This is a genomic window from Rhodococcus wratislaviensis (assembly GCF_041228765.1).
GTDB classification, from domain to species: Bacteria; Actinomycetota; Actinomycetes; order Mycobacteriales; family Mycobacteriaceae; genus Rhodococcus_F; species Rhodococcus_F wratislaviensis.
The window spans coordinates 6,439,376-6,457,649 of sequence record NZ_CP150488.1 but is presented as its reverse complement, the minus strand read 5'-3'; the positions used below and the strand labels follow the sequence as shown (position 1 = coordinate 6,457,649).

Here is an 18,274-nt window from a genome sequence, read left to right as displayed (position 1 = left end):
CGTTTCCGCTGTCGGCTGCGCAGCGAGGCATCTGGTTCGCGCAACACGCGATGGGCGACGTTCCTCTCACCATCGCCCAGTACATCGAGCTTCGCGGTGACATCGACCTCGACCTGCTGACCGAGGCCACGGTCCGTACCGGCCGGGAGTTCGGCTCCGGCTTCCTCCGCCTCGTCGAGATCGAGGGGATGCCCTACCAGTACGTCGACAAGTCCCTTGACGACGCCATCACCTACGTCGACCTCCGCGCCGAGGACGATTCCGTCGACGCCGCCGAGAAGTGGATGCGGGCCAACTACAGCGCGCCCGTCGACCTCCTCGAGGACCGCCTCGTCGTGGTCTACCTGCTGCACGTCGGGGAAAATCACTACTTCTGGTTCTGCCGCATCCATCACATCGCGCTCGACGGTTTCGGCGCGATGGCGCTGATCGCACGCATCGCCGAGATCTACACCGCGCTGGTCGAGGGCACCGAGCCGCCCGCGTGCCGCGCCGAGGACCTGGTCCGGATCGTCGAGGACGAGCAGCGGTACCGGAACTCCGAGCGGTTCGCGAAGGATCGCGAATACTGGGCCGAACGCACCGCGCACCTGCCCGAGGCCCCGAGCCTGGCCGGTCGTGCGGCCATGGTGGGCAAGTTCGCGCGGCTTTCCTCCGAGGCCCTGCCCGAGTCCACCGCCACCCTTCTCGACGAGGCCCTCGGCGGCAGCAACGCCAGTTCCGCGCCCATCGTGGTGGCCGCATTCGCCGCGTACCTGGCCCACATGACCGACCGGACGGACGTCGTCCTCAGCCTCCCGGTCTCGGCGCGCACCACCGCCACGTTGCGCCGCTCCGGCGGAATGGTGTCGAACATCGTTCCGCTCCGACTGCAGATCACCCCGGAGATGACCGTCCCCGAACTGGTCAAGAGCGTCCAGATCGAGCTGACCGGTGCCCTGCGTCGCCAGCGGTACCGGCACGAGGACATCCGCCGGGACGCCGGAGCGCCCCAGGGCCAGCGTGGCTTCTTCGGTCCGTCGATCAACATCATGATGTTCCACAGCGAGATCAAGCTGGGGACGGTCACCGGACACCAGAACGTCCTCACCACCGGACCGGTCGAAGATCTCTCGCTGAACATCTACCAGGGTGTGGCGGGCAGCAAGATCCACATCGACTTCGAGGCCAATCCCAACCTGTACTCGGCGGACGAGCTGGACCGTCACCACAGCCGCTTCTTCGACTTCTTCGAGCGCTTCCTCGGCGCCGGCGACGACGCGTCGGTGTCGGACCTCGCCGCGATGAGCGACGAGGAACGCGGACAGGTCGTGACCGGGTGGAACGGCGACGTCGTGTCGCCGCCGACGGGGACCGTCGTCGACCTGTTCGACGCCCAGGTCGGGCGCACGCCCGACGCGACGGCGCTCGTCTTCGACGGCGAGGAGCTCACGTACGCCGAGTTCGACGCGCGGGTGAACCGTCTCGCCCGGACGCTGATCGGCAGGGGAGTGGGTCCCGAGGCGAAGGTCGCGCTCGCGATCCGCCGCTCGCTCGACTCCATGGTTGCGATGTACGCCGTCGTCAAGGCAGGCGGCGCGTACGTGCCCCTCGACCCCGACCACCCCGCCGAGCGCACGGCGTACGTGCTCGAGAGCGCCCGCCCGCTGTGCATCCTCACGGTCGCGCGGGACGGCCTCGTCTTCCCTGCCGATCAGGACGTCCTGGAGATCGACGCCCTCGATCTGAGCGGCGTGCCGGCGGACCCGATCCGCGACGACGAGAGGGCCGCGGACCTGCGGCCGGCGAACCCGGCCTACGTCATCTACACGTCCGGGTCCACCGGACGTCCGAAGGGCGTGGCCGTGAGCCACGCTTCCGTCCTCAACCAGGTCACGTGGATCGCGGCGCGCTACGGGCTCGGCGCGGACGATGTCGTGCTGCAGAAGACGCCGACGACGTTCGACGTGTCGGTGTGGGAACTGTTCGCCGCACTCGCCTCCGGGTCGCGTCTGGTGATCGCCGCGCCCGAGGGGCATCGCGATCCCGCCTACCTCGCCGACGTGATCGCACGCGAGAAGGTCACGGCGACGTCGTTCGTCCCGTCGATGCTGTCGGTGTTCGTCGCCGAGGCCGACCGCGAGCAGCTCGCCAGCCTGCGCGTCGTTCTCGTTGCGGGAGAGGCATTTCCGCCCGCAGTCGCCGCAGCGTTCCGCGCGAAGTCGGACGCCGGGTTGCACAACCTGTACGGCCCCACCGAGTTCACCGTGCACGCCACCGCAGGCGAAGTGGATCGGGAGACCCACCACACGATCCCGATCGGCACCCCGGTGTGGAACACCGAGGCGTACGTGCTCGACGGCCACCTCCGGCCCGCTCCCATCGGATCCGCGGGAGAGCTCTATCTCGCGGGCGCTCAGGTCGCGCGCGGCTACGAGGGCCGGCCGGAGCTCACGGCGGAACGCTTCGTGGCCAATCCATTCGGTGCCGCGGGAACCCGCCTGTACCGTACCGGCGACCTCGTCAAGTGGCGCGTCGACGGCAGCATCGAGTACCTCGGTCGCACCGACTTCCAGGTGAAGGTGCGCGGCCTGCGCATCGAACTGGGCGAGATCGAGGCCGCGATGTCCTCGTATCCCCATGTGGCGCAGTCCGTTGCGGTCGTCCACGACAGCTCCCTGGGGCAGCGGCTCGTCGGTTACGTCGTCCCCGAAACCGATTCGGCGGTGGACGTCGAGGATCTCACGGTCCACGTCGGCCGCGCGGTGCCCTCGTACATGGTTCCCGACGCCGTCGTGGTGATCGCCGAGATGCCGGTCGGCGCGAGCGGCAAGCTCGACCGGAAAGCCCTGCCCGAACCCACGTTCGCGGCGGAATCCAGTGAGTACGTGGCCCCTCGCAGCACCATGGAGGAGTCGATCGCAGGACTGTTCGCCGAGGTTCTCGGCCTGCCGCGGGTCAGTGTCGGCGACTCGTTCTTCGCGCTCGGTGGCGACAGCATCGTCTCGATCCAGCTGGTGTCCCGCGCGAAGGAAGCCGGTGTCCTGTTCACGGCCCGCGACGTCTTCGAGCGCAAGACCGTGGCCTCGCTCGCCGAGGTCGCGAAGTCGGCATCCGACTCGGCGACGGTGCACGTCCTCGAGGAGCTGCCGGGCGCCGGTATCGGCACGATGCCGCTGACACCCGTCGTGCACTGGATGACGGAGCTGGGCGGCGACTTCCACCGCTTCTCCCAGTCCATTCTCCTGGCCCTGCCGCCGAAGGTGGAGCGCGACCGCCTGGTGCGCACGCTGACGGCCGTCGTCGATCGCCACGACGCTCTGCGTTCGTCGTTGCGCCGCACCGACTCTCCGGCCGGATGGTCGCTGGAGGTCGCACCGATCGGCTCCGTCGACGTCGACCGGCTCGTCGACCGCGTCGAGTTCAGCGAGGGACCCGGCACCGACTCGTTCGAGGCGCTGGCCGCGCACGCCCTCGAGCGCACAGTGGACACGTTGGACCCGGCGACCGGCAGCGTGGTGCGTTTCGTCTGGTTCGCGCCCGCAGAGGACTCCGCAGATCTCGCACCGCGGGACGGCGAGGACGGCGACAGCGGAGAGGTCGAGCGCACCCCGCAGTCGGGACGACTGCTCGTCGTGATCCACCACCTCGCCGTGGACGGTGTGTCCTGGCGAGTGCTGGTGCCCGACTTCGCATCCGCGTGGGCGCAGATCGCCGCCGGGGCAGACCCGCTGCTCCCGGCGGTCGGCACCTCTGTGCGCCGCTGGGCGCACGGACTCGCAGACAACGCCCGGAGTGCCCGCCGCGTCGCCGAACTCGACTACTGGCGCACCACCCTCGACGGTGAGGACCCGCTGATCGGTTCGCGGGCCCTCGACGGCCGCGACACGGTCTCGACCACCGGCCGGGTCCGGCTGGAGGTCCCGGCCGACGTCACCGACGGTCTGCTGACCGACGTGCCCCGCGCCTTCCACGGCGGCGTCAACGACGGTCTCCTCACCGCCCTCGCCCTCGCCGTCGCGGCGTGGCGCGCCGAACGCGGCGTCACCGAGTCCTCGACCCTCGTGCACCTCGAAGGTCACGGCCGCGAGGAGACGGTGCTGCCCGGCGCCGATCTCGCCCGTACCGTCGGCTGGTTCACCAGCATGTTCCCGGTCCGGTTGTCGGCGCCCGGCGTCGACGTGCGCGATGCCCTCGCCGGTGGTGCGGCCGCAGGTCAGGCCGTCAAGTCGGTGAAGGAACAGCTCGCACGGGTACCCGAGCACGGCATCGGCTACGGAATGCTCCGATACCTCAACGCCGAGACCCGCGCGGTTCTCGCGGCGTTGCCGAGCCCGCAGATCAGTTTCAACTATCTCGGTCGCGTGTCGGTCGGCGAGATCCCCGACGCGTTCCGGGCTGCGGGCTGGGTGCCCGACACCGACACGATGGAGCTGACCGGTACCCGCAACAGCGAGATGCCGGTGCACTTCGCCCTCGACATCAACGCGATGATCGTGGATGTCGAAGGAGAACAGCGACTTTCGGCCACCGTCGACTTTCCCCACGGCGTTCTCACCGACTCCGAGGTCGGCGAGCTCACCGGTCTGTGGACGCGTGCGCTCGAAGGTCTCGTCGAGCACACGAAGCGGCCCGGGGCCGGTGGCCGGACGCCGTCGGACCTCGACCTCGTGTCCCTGAGTCAGAGCCGGATCGACACGCTCGAGAGCGACTATCCGGCGCTCGCCGACGTCTGGTCGCTGGCCCCGCTGCAGGTGGGCTTGCTGTTCCACGCGTCGCTGGCCGATACCGCCACCGACGTGTACACCACCCAGCTCGTCATGGATCTGGGCGGATCCGTGGACACCGGCCGTCTCCGCCGTGCCGCGGAGTCGCTCGTCGCGAGGCACCCCAACCTGCGCACCGCGTTCGTCGCGGGCGACGACGGCACCGGCATGCAGGTGGTCGTCGACCGGGTGGAGGTGCCGTGGACGCAGGTCGACCTCTCGGCCGCGTCCGAGTCCGACCGTGAGGCGGAACTCGATGCGCTGATGCTCGCGAACCGGACCGACCGGTTCGATATGACCGCACCGCCTCTCGTGCGATTCCTGCTGGTCGAGACGGGCGAGGACCGCTACCGGTTCGCCGTCACCAACCACCACATCCTCCTCGACGGCTGGTCTCTGCCGATCCTCATCCAGGATCTGCTGACCCTGTACGCGGTGGACGGCGACGCGCTGGCACTGCCGCAGCCGCGTCCGTACCGCAGCTACCTCGAGTGGCTGTCCGCGCAGGACCCGCAGGTGCCCGTGGCCGCATGGACGAAGGCCCTGGGCGGTATCGAGGAGCCCACCCTCCTCGCACCCGCGCACGCGGAGACCGCCCCGACGCTCACCCCCGGTGAGCTCGTGATCGATCTGCCGGACGACCTGCTCGCCGACATGACCGCGCGCTCGCGCGAACTCGGCGTCACCATGAACACTCTCGTCCAGGCTGCGTGGGGAATCGTGCTGGGCAGGCTGACCGGGCGGGACGACGTGGTGTTCGGCACCACCGTCTCGGGCCGTCCGCCGCAGGTGCCGGGCATCGAGTCCATGCTCGGGCTCTTCATCAACACCCTGCCGGTGCGGGTCCGCGTCCGGTCCGGCGACGCCGTCCGCACCCTGCTCGACCGCATCCAGCACGAGCAGACCGAGTTGCTCGATCACCATCACGTCGGGCTCACCGACATCCAGCAGGGACTCGGCCTCGGCGCGCTGTTCGACACGCTGATGGTCTACGAGTCCTACCCGCTCGACCGTGAGGCTCTCACGAAGAGCAGCGACATCGAGGGCCTCCGCGTTCTCGACGTGACATCCAACGACGCCACGCACTACCCGCTGGCGATCGTCGCGATGACGGACCCGCGGCTGCACCTGACGGCCAAGTTCCTTCCCGAGATCTTCGAGGCCGCCGAGGTCGAGGAGATCATGGTGCGGGTCGTCCGCGTGCTCGGCGCGCTGTCCGGGGACGTCGACACACTCGTCGCGGACATCGACATCCTCGCCCCCGGCGAGCGGGCCTCCCTGCTGGCGGCGCACGGCACCGACGCCGCCGCACCGCTGTCGCTGCCGGAGATCCTCGCCGCGACCGCGGCGGGGAACGGCGAGCGCATCGCTCTCGTCGCGGACGGCGAATCGCTCACCTACGCGGAACTCGACGCGCGCTCGAACCGGCTCGCCCGCGTGCTCGTCGACCGCGGTGTGGGACCGGAAACGTCCGTGGCGCTCGGGATGACGCGTTCGCTGCACTCGGTGATCGCAACGTGGGCGGTGGCCAAGGCCGGCGGCGCCTTCGTGCCCGTCGACCCCCGCTACCCGTCCGAGCGCATTGCACACATGGTTGCCGACTCCGGCGCGATCCTCGGCCTGACCGTGGCCGCCCAGCGGGACACCCTTCCCTCGGACGTCGATTGGCTCGCCCTGGACTCGTCCGAATGCGACGCGCTCTGCACCCCGAAGTCGGCGGCGCCGGTCACGGATTCCGAGCGGACCGCGTCGGTACAGCTCGAGCACCCGGCGTACATGATCTACACGTCCGGCACCACCGGCCTGCCCAAGGGCGTCGTCGTCACCCACACCGGTCTGGCCAACTTCTCCGCCGAGCAGCGCACCCACTACGGGGTGAGCCCGTCGGCGCGGACCCTGCACTTCGCGTCCCCGAGCTTCGACGCGTCCGTCCTCGAACTGCTGCTCGCCTTCGGCTGCGGCGCGACGATGGTCGTTGCCCCGGCAGACCTGTACGGCGGTGAGGAACTCCGAAACTTCCTCGCGGACAACGAGGTCACCCACGCCTTCGTCACTCCCGCCGCGCTCGCGTCGGTGGAGCCGGCCGGACTCGACCGGCTCGAGGTCGTCGTCGTCGGCGGCGAGGCGTGCCCGCCGGAACTGGTGGAACGCTGGGCGCCGGGTCGTCGGATGTACAACGGGTACGGGCCCACCGAGGCCACCGTCATGAGCAACGTCAGCAACCAGCTGGTGCCCGGGAGCCGGATCGAGATCGGCGGTCCCGTCTGCGGGGTCACCGTCTACGTTCTCGACGAACTGCTGCGCCCGGTACCCGTCGGCGTGGCGGGAGAGTTGTACATCGCAGGCCCCGGTCTCGCACGCGGCTACCACGACCGTCTCGGCCTCACCGCCGAACGATTCGTGGCGAACCCGTTCGGCGAGAACGGCAGCCGGATGTACCGCACGGGCGACATCGTCCGATTCGTCGTCGACCACGGGCACCGCGCCGGTTACGGCGTCGAGTACGTGGGCCGCAGCGACTTCCAGGTGAAGGTCCGCGGTTTCCGGATCGAACTCGGCGAGATCGACGCCGCGCTGGCCAAGCACCCGGATCTCGAATTCGCGGCCACCCTCGGCACGTCGATGCCGTCGGGTTCCACCGCCCTCGTGTCGTATGTCCTGCCGACCGCGGGCGCCGCGGTGGACGTCGCCGAGGTGACCCACTTCGTCGGCGACACGCTTCCAGCGCACATGGTGCCGAGCGCGGTCGTCGTCCTCGACGAGATCCCGCTCACCACCGCAGGCAAGCTCGACCGGAGGGCTCTGCCCGAGCCCGACTTCGACGCCCTGCAGGCCGAGATGGTCGAGCCGCGCACGCCCACCGAGGAGCTGGTCGCCGGTGTCCTCGCCGACGTACTCGGGCTCGCGAAGATCAGCGTCGCCGAGTCGTTCTTCGACCTCGGCGGCAACTCGCTGGTGGCGACGAAGGCGGTCGCCCGGCTCAACGCCGCCGCAGGCACCCGTCTGGGTGTGCGCGAGTTGTTCGAGGCGCCGACCGTGGAGCGGCTCGCGGTCAAGGTTGCCGAGCAGGCAGGCACCGGCTCCGGCCGGCCGGTCCTCCTCGCGCGGCCGCGCCCCGAGCGCGTTCCGCTGTCGATGGCTCAGCAGAGCATGTGGCTGATGAACCGGTTCGACACGGCGTCCTCGGCGTACAACATCCCGCTCGCCGTGCGACTGTCCGGTTCGCTCGACATCGACGCGATGTCGTCGGCCGTGTCGGATGTGCTCGCGCGGCACGAGTCTCTGCGGACCGTGTTCCCCGACTCCGGCGACGGCCCGTACCAGCAGGTCGTCGACACCGAGCAGGTTCCCGTCGACCTGACGCCCGTCCCGGTGACCGAAGCCGAACTCCACACGGCCCTCACCGAATTCGCCACCGAGGGATTCGACGTCACGGTCGCGCCCCCGCTGCGTATCCGGCTGTTCGCGACGAGCGAGAGCGAGTTCCTGCTCGTCCTCGTCGTGCACCACATCTGCGCCGACGGCGCGTCGATGTCGCCGCTCGCGCGGGACGTCATGGTCGCGTACAGCGCGCGCACCGCCGGCGCGGCTCCGCTGTGGCAGCCGCTGCCGGTGCAGTACCCCGACTTCGCGCTATGGCAGCGCGAGGTCCTCGGTGACCCCGCCGACACCCAGTCGCTCGCGGGCAAGCAGATCGCGCACTGGGCCGACACCCTCGCCGGGGCACCCGAGCTCATCGACCTTCCACTGGACCACGCACGCCCGGCCAGGCAGTCGATGCGGGGCGATTCGATCGACTTCGCGATCACCCCCGAGCTGCGGCGCGGCCTCGAAGCGGTCGGCAAGGAACGCGGCGCCTCGCTCTTCATGGTGACGCACGCCGCATTGACGACGCTGCTGTCGCGGCTGAGCACCAGCGACGACATCACCGTCGGCACCCCGCACGCCGCCCGCAGCGATCAGGCGCTCGACGACCTGGTGGGCATGTTCGTCAACACCCTGGTCCTGCGCACCCACGTGCGGCCGGGGGATTCGTTCGCCGAACTCGTCGAACGGGTCCGCGAAGGCGATCTGGCGGCGTTCGGCAATTCCGACGTGCCGTTCGAGAAGATCGTGGAAGCACTGCGGATCCGGCGCTCGGCGGCGTACTCGCCGCTGTTCCAGGTGATGCTGTCGTTCCAGAACAACCGGATGGACGCGCTCGAACTGCCCGGTCTGACCGTGCGCGTGATCGAGGACATGGCGCAGGGCGCCAAGTACGACCTCACGTTGACGATCACCGAGAAAGCCGACGCGTCGGGTGAACCGGCAGGCCTCGGCGGCAGGTTCACGTTCGCCACCGACCTGTTCGAGCGGAGCACCGCGGAACGGATCTCCGAGCGGTTCGTGCGGATCCTCGAGGCCGTCGTCACCGATCCCGGTGTCGCTGTAGGCGACATCGACATTCTCACCGAACACGAGAGAGCAAAGTTGAGCCAAGCCCGACCTGCCCGCACGATGACAGTTCGCGAGCTGCCGCAGCTTCTCGCTGCAGCGGTGGAGGTCGATCCCGACGCCGTCGCCGTCGCCCACGACGGCATGCAGGTGACGTACCGCGAGTTCGACGAGCGGCTCCGCTTGATGTCCGCGCCGCTGTCGGAGCGCGGGATGGGTCCGGACGCGATCGTCTCCGTCGTGCTGTCCGGTCTGGTTCCCACGATCATGATGGCCCCGCCGTCCGAGGACGGGAAGGACGGCTTCGGCACGATCCTCGACCAGGTCATCGCGGACGCGCACGCCCTCGTCGGTGACATCGAGATCGCCGCGCCCGCACCGGAAATCGTTGCGACGCCGGAGGCGGAGGTCGCCGAAACGTCGGGATGGCCGCTGGAACTCTTCGTCACGCGCTGGCAGGAGTGGGTCGAGCGCGACCCGGAGGCCCGCGCCGTCGTGGCGGGCGGCGTCGAGACCAGCCGCGGCGAACTGAACCGCCGGGCCAACCAGCTCGCACGCGAACTGCTGTCCCGTGGTGTCCGCCCCGACGACGTCGTCGCACTCCTCACCCCCCGTTCGGTCGAATGGGTGATCGGGATGCTCGCCACCTGGAAGGTCGGCGCCGCGTACTCCCCGTTCGACCAGAAGTGGGGAATGGAGCGGATCACGGGCCTCGTCGAGGACAGCGGCACGCGGACCGTGGTGGCCACCCGGTCCTGGAGCGGGCTCACCGAGGCACCCACCGGGAACGCGGCCCTCGACGACCCGATCGTGCTCGACGACCCCGAGACGGTGCGCCACCTCGAATCGCTGGACGACACCGACTTCCCGCACGACCCGTGGTCGGACGAGCACGCCGGCAAGCGCCTGGGGCACGTCATCTCGACGTCGGGCTCGACCGGGCGGCCCAAGCCCACGATGGTGCCGATGCTGGGCCTGTCCAACAACTATCAGTCGTACCAGTGCGACCTCCGGGTGAAGGACGGCACCGGACTGCTGATCGCGAACTCCCCGCTGTTCGACCAGACCCAGAAGAACATCTGGGTGGGTCTCGCGTACGGCGGTGTGCTCCACCTCGCCGACGACGGCTTCGATCCGGGACCGATTCTCCGCATGATCGGCACGGGCGAAGTCCAGATCACGAACCTGGCACCCAGTGCGTTCGAGGTCCTCACCGAACTCGATACCGACGGCGTCCTGCCCAATCTGAAGGTCGTCCTCCTCGGCGGTGAGATGCTGCGGCCGGCCGCCTGCACGGCACTGATCGGCACCGATTCGCGCCTCCTCAACAACTACGGCCCGACCGAGGCATCGGTCACCTGCTCCTCGTACGAACTGGACCTCTCCACCGCGGACGCCGAGTCGTGGCCGGTCCCGTTCGGCGCCGCGTTCCGCGGTGTCCGGTACCACGTGCTCGACGGCCGGATGCGCCCCGTGCCGCCGGGAGTGACCGGCGACCTCTACATCGGCGGCCAGGTCCTGGCCCGTGGATACGGCAACATGTTCGGCACCACCGCGTCACGATTCGTGGCGAACCCGTTCGAGGGGCCCGGCGCCCGCATGTACCGGACCGGTGACCTCGTCCGCGAGCGTGCCGACGGCGGACTCGTGTTCGTGGGACGCAGCGACTTCCAGGTGAAGATCCGCGGTCTCCGGATCGAACTCGGCGAGATCGAATCCGCACTCAACGCGACCGACGCGGTGCAGAAGTCGGTGGTGGTCGTCCACGACAGCGAGCAGGGCCCCCGGCTCGTCGCATACGTCACCGCAACCGCAGGCGCCGAACTCGACGTCGATGCGACGCTCGACGCACTACGGCACGTGCTGCCCTCGCACATGATCCCGGACACGGTGATGGTGCTCGACGAGATGCCGCTCAACGCGAATCTCAAAGTCGACCGCAAGGCCCTCCCGGACCCGGTCTTCGCCACGAGCACGGTCGAGTTCGTCGCACCGCGCACCCCGCTCGAGGAGGTCGTCGCCGGCATCTTCGGTGACGTGATCTCCGCGACGCGGGTGAGTGTCGACGAGTCGTTCTTCGACCTGGGCGGCAACTCGCTCAGCGCCACCCGCGTCGCTGCCCGCGTCACGTCCGCGACCGGCACCGAGGTCGGGATCCGTGATCTGTTCGACGCCCCGACCGTTGCCACCCTCGCGAAACTCGTCGAGGACCGGGCCCACAACGGCTCCACCCGGCCGGCACTCGTCGCGGGCGAGCGCCCCCGCGAGTTGCCGCTGTCGCTCGCGCAGCAGCGGATGTGGTTCCTCAACCGTTTCGATCCGTCGTCGCCGGCGTACAACGTTCCGCTCACCGTGCGACTGCGCGGCGAACTGGACGCCGCCGCCCTGGCTGCGGCGCTCTCCGACGTCGTCGCGCGGCACGAGGTGCTGCGGACCGTGTTCCCGGACTCCGATTCCGGTGCGCACCAGGTGATCCTGCCCGCCGTCGACATCGACCTCGCTCTCGAGCCGGTCGACGTCCGGGAGGAGGACCTGCGGGACCGGATGTTCGAGTTCGGTTCCACCGGCTTCGACGTCACCGACACGATCCCGGTCCGGGCCCGCCTGTTCCGGCTCGGCGCGACCGACCACGTGCTGGTGCTGGTCATGCACCACATCGCGTCCGACGGCGCGTCCACGCTGCCGCTGGCCCGCGACGTCATGACGGCCTATGCGTCCCATCTGGACGGAACGCAGCCCGCGTGGCCGGCGCTGCCCGTCCAGTACGCGGACTACGCGCTGTGGCAGCGGGACGTGCTCGGTTCCGAGGACGACCCCGATTCCCTGGCCGCCGCGCAGATCGACTTCTGGTCGAAGACCCTGGCGGGTGTGCCCGACGTCCTGGCCCTCCCCACCGACCGGCCCCGCCCGACGGTGCGGTCGATGGCCGGTGCCTCCGTCGGCTTCTCCGTCGACGAGGACATCCACCGTCGTCTCGGTGAGGTCGCCCGCGCACACAACGTGTCACTGTTCATGGTGCTGCACGCGTCGCTGTCCCTGCTGCTGGCGCGGCTCAGTTCGAGCACCGACATCGCCATCGGCACAGCTGTGGCCGGGCGCGGTGACGAGGCGCTCGAGAACCTCGTCGGCATGTTCGTCAACACGCTCGTGCTGCGGACCGAGGTCGAGCCCGGAACGTCCTTCGCCGAACTGCTCGAGCAGGTCCGCACCCAGGACCTCGCCGCGTTCAGCAACCAGGACGTCCCGTTCGAGCAATTGGTGGACGCCCTGAAGCCGGCCCGGTCCACGGCGTACTCGCCGCTGTTCCAGGTCGTGCTGACCCATCAGGTCAACGGCATCCCGTCGCTCGAGTTCGCCGGACTCGAGGCGACACCCGGTGCCGTGGACGTCGAGTTCAGCAAGTTCGACCTCACCGTCGACCTGCGCGAACTGTGGTCGGACGAGGGCGCGCCCAACGGGATCACCGGCGTTCTCGGGTTCGCCACCGAGATCTTCGACGCGGATACCGTGCAGGGCTTCGCGGATCGCTTCGTGCGGATCCTCGCCGCCGTCGCAGGCGGCGGAACCGACATCGCTGTGGGCGACATCCCCATCCTCGACGCCGAGGAGACCGAGGAACTGACACCGGTCCGCGGTATCGACGGCACGTCGCCCACGACTCTCGTCGAACTGCTGTCCGCGGCGGTCGCCGCGAACCCCGACGGGGACGCGATCGTCTCGGGCGGCGACAGCATCACCTACCGCGAGCTGGACGAGCGCTCGAACCGTGTGGCGCGCATCCTGATCGAGCGCGGAGTCGGCGCGGAGACGTTCGTCGGGCTCGGCATCACCCGCTCGATCGCGTCCATCGTCGGAATCTGGGCCGTCGCCAAGAGCGGCGGCGCATACGTGCCGATCGACCCCCGGTACCCGGACGAGCGCATCGCGCACATGGTGACCGATTCCGGTGTGTCGCTCGGGCTTTCCGTGAGCTCCGAGGTCGGCCGGCTTCCCGCGGACGTCGACTGGCTGGTCCTCGACAGCGAAGACTTCGAGAACGCCTCCGCGCGTTACTCCACGGCCCCCGTCGCGGAGGCGGAGCGTCGCACGGCGGTGACACCGGCCAACAGCGCCTACGTGATCTACACGTCCGGCACCACCGGGCAGCCCAAGGGCGTCGTCGTGACCCACCGGGGTCTTGCCAACTTCGCGGCCGAACAGCGTGAGCGTTACCAGGTGACGGCGGACTCGCGGACGCTGCACTTCGCGTCGCCGAGCTTCGACGCGTCCGTTCTCGAACTGCTGCTCGCGGTCGGCGCCGGCGCCACCATGGTGATCGCTCCCACCGACGTGTACGGCGGACCCGAGTTCGCGACGTTCCTGCGCGAGCACCGCGTCACACACGGCTTCGTCACGCCTTCGGCGCTGGCGTCCGTGGATCCGTCCGGGCTGGACGACTTCCAGTTCGTGGTCGCGGGCGGCGAGGCCGTCCCGGCGGAACTCGCGGCCCGCTGGGCACCCGGACGCTCACTGTTCAACGGATACGGTCCCACCGAGACCACGATCATGACCAACATCAGCGACCCGATGGCCGCCGACGGTCCGGTCACGATCGGTGGTCCGATCCGCGGCACCAGCGCACTGGTCCTCGACGATCGACTCCGCCCCGTTCCGGTCGGCATCGCAGGTGACCTCTATCTGTCGGGTCTCGGGCTCGCCCGTGGCTACCACCGGCGCACGCCGCTGACCGCGGGACGCTTCGTCGCGAACCCGTACGGTGAGCCGGGCGACCGGATGTACCGCACCGGCGACGTCGTGCGGTGGAAGAAGGACGCGGACGGCACGCTGACCGTCGACTACGTCGGCCGCTCGGACCAGCAGGTGAAGGTCCGCGGATTCCGCATCGAACTCGGCGAGATCGACGCGGTGCTCGCCAAGCACCCCGCCGTCGACTTCGCCACGACGTCCGTGCTGCCCGGCCCCTCCGGGGATTCGGTCCTCGTGTCGTACGTTCTCCCGGTACCGGGCGCCGAGGTGGACGTCACCCGGATGCTGGACTTCGTGGGCGAGTTCGTGCCCACGTACATGGTGCCGTCGACGATCGTGACCCTCGACGCCATCCCGCTCACCCCGGTGGGCAAGCTCGACCGCCGGGCCCTGCCCGAGCCCGAGTTCCTCGCGGAGGACCGTGAGTTCCGTGCCGCGGGAACCGCTCTCGAACAGCGTGTCGCCGCGGTGTTCGCGGAAGTGCTCGGTGTCGACGTGGTCGGTGCCGACGACTCCTTCTTCACCCTCGGCGGCAACTCGCTCGCCGCCACCCGCGTGATGGCGCGGATCAACGAGGCCGTCGGTATCGACGCACCGGTGCGCGAGATCTTCGAGGCCCCCACGGTGGCGCAGCTGGCCCGCAGGCTGGAAGAACTCGGTGTGGACGGCGGCGCCCGTCCGCCCGTCACCGCCGGAGCGCGTCCGGACCGTCTGCCGCTGTCGCTGGCACAGCAGCGGATGTGGTACGCCAACCGGTTCGATCCCGAATCGGCCGAGTACAACATCCCGTTGGCGCTGCGGCTCACCGGCGCACTGGACGTCGACGCGCTGCGCTCGGCGATCGCCGACGTCGTTGCCCGGCACGAATCGCTGCGCACGGTGTACCCGGATTCCGTCGACGGCCCCTATCAGGTCGTCCTGTCCGCGTCCGACACGAAGTCCGGGCTCGACGTCGTCCGCGTGGCCGACGAGCAGGAACTGCGGGAGCGGGTCGTCGCGCTGGCATCGGCCGGCTTCGACGTCACCGCCGACGTCCCGGTTCGCGCCGCCTTGTTCGAGCTCGGGGAACGCGACCACGTCCTCGTGGTCGTGGTCCACCACATCTCGGCGGACGGCTCGTCGATGGCCCCGCTCGCACGGGACCTGTTCGGGGCCTATGGCGCTCGCGTGCAGGGGGAGGAGCCCAGCTTCTCGCCGCTGCCCGTGCAGTACCCGGACTTCGCCCTGTGGCAGCGGAATCTCCTCGGCTCCGAGGGCGACCCGGAGTCGCTCGCGGGCAAGCAGATCGCGTACTGGACGCACGCGCTCGGCGATGCACCGGAGGTCCTCGAACTCCCGGCGGACCGGCCGCGTCCGGCCGTCCGCAACCCGCAGGGTGGCCTGATCGAGTTCGAGATCGGGCAGGACGTGCACCGGTCGCTGAACGAACTCGCACAGACCCACCAGGCGTCGCTGTTCATGGTGGTGCACACCGCACTCGCCGTGCTGCTGGGACGTCTGAGCAACACCAGCGACATCTCCGTCAGCACCCCTGTCGCGGGCCGCGGTGACCGCGCGCTCGACGACCTCGTCGGGATGTTCGTCAACACGCTCGTGCTGCGTACCGATGTCGACCCGAACGCCCGCTTCAGCACGCTGCTCACGCAGGCACGCGAGGTCGATCTGAATGCATTCGGCAACGCCGACGTGCCGTTCGAGCAGATCGTCGAGGTGCTCCGTCCGTCGCGCACCGCCGCGTACGCGCCGCTCGCGCAGGTGATGCTGAGCTTCCAGAACCTCGAACGGCCGAAGCTCGAGCTCGACGGGCTGACCGTCGAGGTCCTCGAGAGCGGACTCACCACGAGCAAGACCGATCTCGGTGTCGCCGTCGAGGAACGGTTCGACGAGGGGGCCGTCGCGAACGGCATGCGGGGCTGGTTCTCCTACGCCACCGACCTCTTCGACGAGTCGACGGTCCGCGGTTTCGCCGATCGCTTCGTTCGCGTGCTCGAGGCCGTCACGGCCGACGCGGACGCCGTCGTCGGTGACATCGACATCCTGACCGAGGACGAGAAGGCCGGACTGGCCGTGCCGGACGAGGGGACGCAGTCCCTGATGTCGCACTCCATCTCGGAGGAGCTGGCGGCCACCAAGTCGCTGCCCGAACTCCTCGACGGTGCGGCGTCGATCAACCCGGACGGAATCGCGCTGTCGCACAACGGCACCGATGTCACGTACGCGCAGTTGCGGGACAAGTCGGCGGAACTCGCGCGCACGCTCGCCGGTGTGGGCGTCGGCCCGGAGGCCGCGGTCACGGTGGCCCTGTCCACCCTGCTGCCCGGACTGCTCGACGGCTCGTCGGGCGAGGGCTTCGCCGACACGTTCGCCGGTGTCCTCGCGGGCGTGATCGCCGACGCGACGTCGGCGACCTCCGCGACCGCGGCGGAGGAGCGCACCCTCGTCGACCTGTTCGACGAGCAGGTGGCGCGGACGCCGGACGCGGTTGCCCTGGTGTTCGGCGACGACGCACTGACGTATGCCGAGTTCGACGCCAGGACCAACCGCCTGGCACGGGAACTGCTCGCACGGGGTGTCGGCCCGGAGTCCAAGGTCGCGGTCGCGCTGCGCCGCTCCCTCGAGATGATGATCGCGATCTATGCGATCGAGAAGACGGGCGCCGCCTACGTGCCGCTCGACCCGGATCATCCGGCGGCGCGCACCGCGTACGTGATCGAGAGCGCCTCCCCGGTCTGCGTGCTGACCTCGTCGGCCGATCGGGATGCCGAGACGGACGCGCCGCGGATCGAGGTGGACACCGTCGACCTCTCCGGTCACCCCGACGGTCCGATCACCGATGACGAGCGCGGGGCACCGGTCCGTCCGGATTCGACCGCCTACGTGATCTACACGTCCGGATCGACCGGTAAGCCGAAGGGCGTCGCCGTCAGTCACCGGGCGATCGTCAACCGGTTGCTGTGGATGCAGGACACCTACCCGATGGATTCCACGGACGTCGTCCTGCAGAAGACTCCCGTCACGTTCGACGTGTCCGTGTGGGAACTGTTCTGGCCGCTCGAGGTCGGAGCCAAGCTCGTCGTCGCGATCCCGGACGGGCACCGCGACCCGGCGTACCTCTCCGAGGTCATCGCCGAGCACAGCGTGACCACGATGCACTTCGTGCCGTCCATGCTGGCGGTGTTCACGGCAGGTGCGGACGCCCCGCTGTGCGGTTCACTGCGTCAGGTGTTCTGCAGTGGTGAAGCCCTTCCGCCTGCCTCCGCGGCCGCGTTCCGGGACTTTTCTTCCGCAGCGCTGCACAACCTGTACGGCCCGACGGAGGCCGCGGTCGACGTCACCTACTGGGAGTGCACCGAAGCGGACCGCACGACGGTGCCGATCGGCGCGCCCGTGTGGAACACCCAGCTGTACGTCCTCGACTCCCGGCTGCGTCCGGTGCCCGCGGGCGTGCACGGCGAACTGTACCTGGCCGGCATCCAGCTGGCCCGCGGCTACGTCGGCCGCAGCGACCTGACGTCGGACCGGTTCGTGGCGAACCCGTTCGGCACGGCCGGGCAGCGGATGTACCGCACCGGCGACATCGTCCGTAAGCGCGCCGACGGCATCGTGGAATACATCGGGCGCCGCGACTTCCAGGTCAAGCTCCGCGGACAGCGGCTCGAGCTCGGCGAGGTCGAGTCCGCGCTTCTGGCGCACCCGTCGGTGGCGCAGGCCGTGGTCGTCGTGCACCGCAGCGAGACCACCGGCGAGAACCTGGTGGGCTACGTGATCCCGGTGGCCGATGTGGCGATCGATACCGCGTCGGTGCTGGACGCGGCAGCGGAGACGCTGCCCGCGTACATGGTGCCCGCCCGGATCCTCGTCTTGGACAGTTTCCCGCTCGGCGCCACCGGCAAATTGGACCGGGGTGCACTTCCCGAACCCGACTTCGTCAAGTCTGAGGCCGAATACGTCGCACCCCGCACCCCGGTCGAGGAGATCGTCGCCGGGGTGTTCGGCGAGGTGCTCGGCGTCGAACGCGTCGGTGCCGCCGACTCGTTCTTCGACCTCGGCGGAAACTCCATCAGCGCAACGAGGCTCACCGCCAGGCTCACCGCCGCGCTCGGCGGGAGGCTGTCGGTTCGGGAGTGCTTCGAGCACCCGACCGTCGCGGAACTCGCGGAGCTGCTCGAGGCGACCGCGAGTACCGGCGAACAGCGTCCCGCGCTCGTCGCCCGTCCGCGGCCCGACCGCATCCCGCTGTCGCTGGCGCAGCAGCGGATGTGGTTCGTCAACCAATTCGATCCGTCCTCCCCGGCGTACAACCTGCCGCTGGCGGTGCGGCTGACCGGCTCGATCGACCCGGCGGCGCT

The 18,274-nt window shown here is 69.6% G+C and carries 1 protein-coding gene (only partly in view); it reads left to right on the top strand.

Going from position 1 to position 18,274, the window contains the following annotated elements; translation table 11 throughout:
• The first annotated feature begins 50 nt into the window (after window positions 1-50).
• Window positions 51-18,274 carry the 5' portion of a non-ribosomal peptide synthase/polyketide synthase gene (locus tag WKC72_RS29925; RefSeq protein ID WP_370180601.1) on the top strand. It continues 15,502 nt past the right edge of the window, so the window shows 18,224 of its 33,726 coding nt (coding positions 1-18,224); it begins with the start codon at window positions 51-53; its stop codon lies off the right edge, out of view.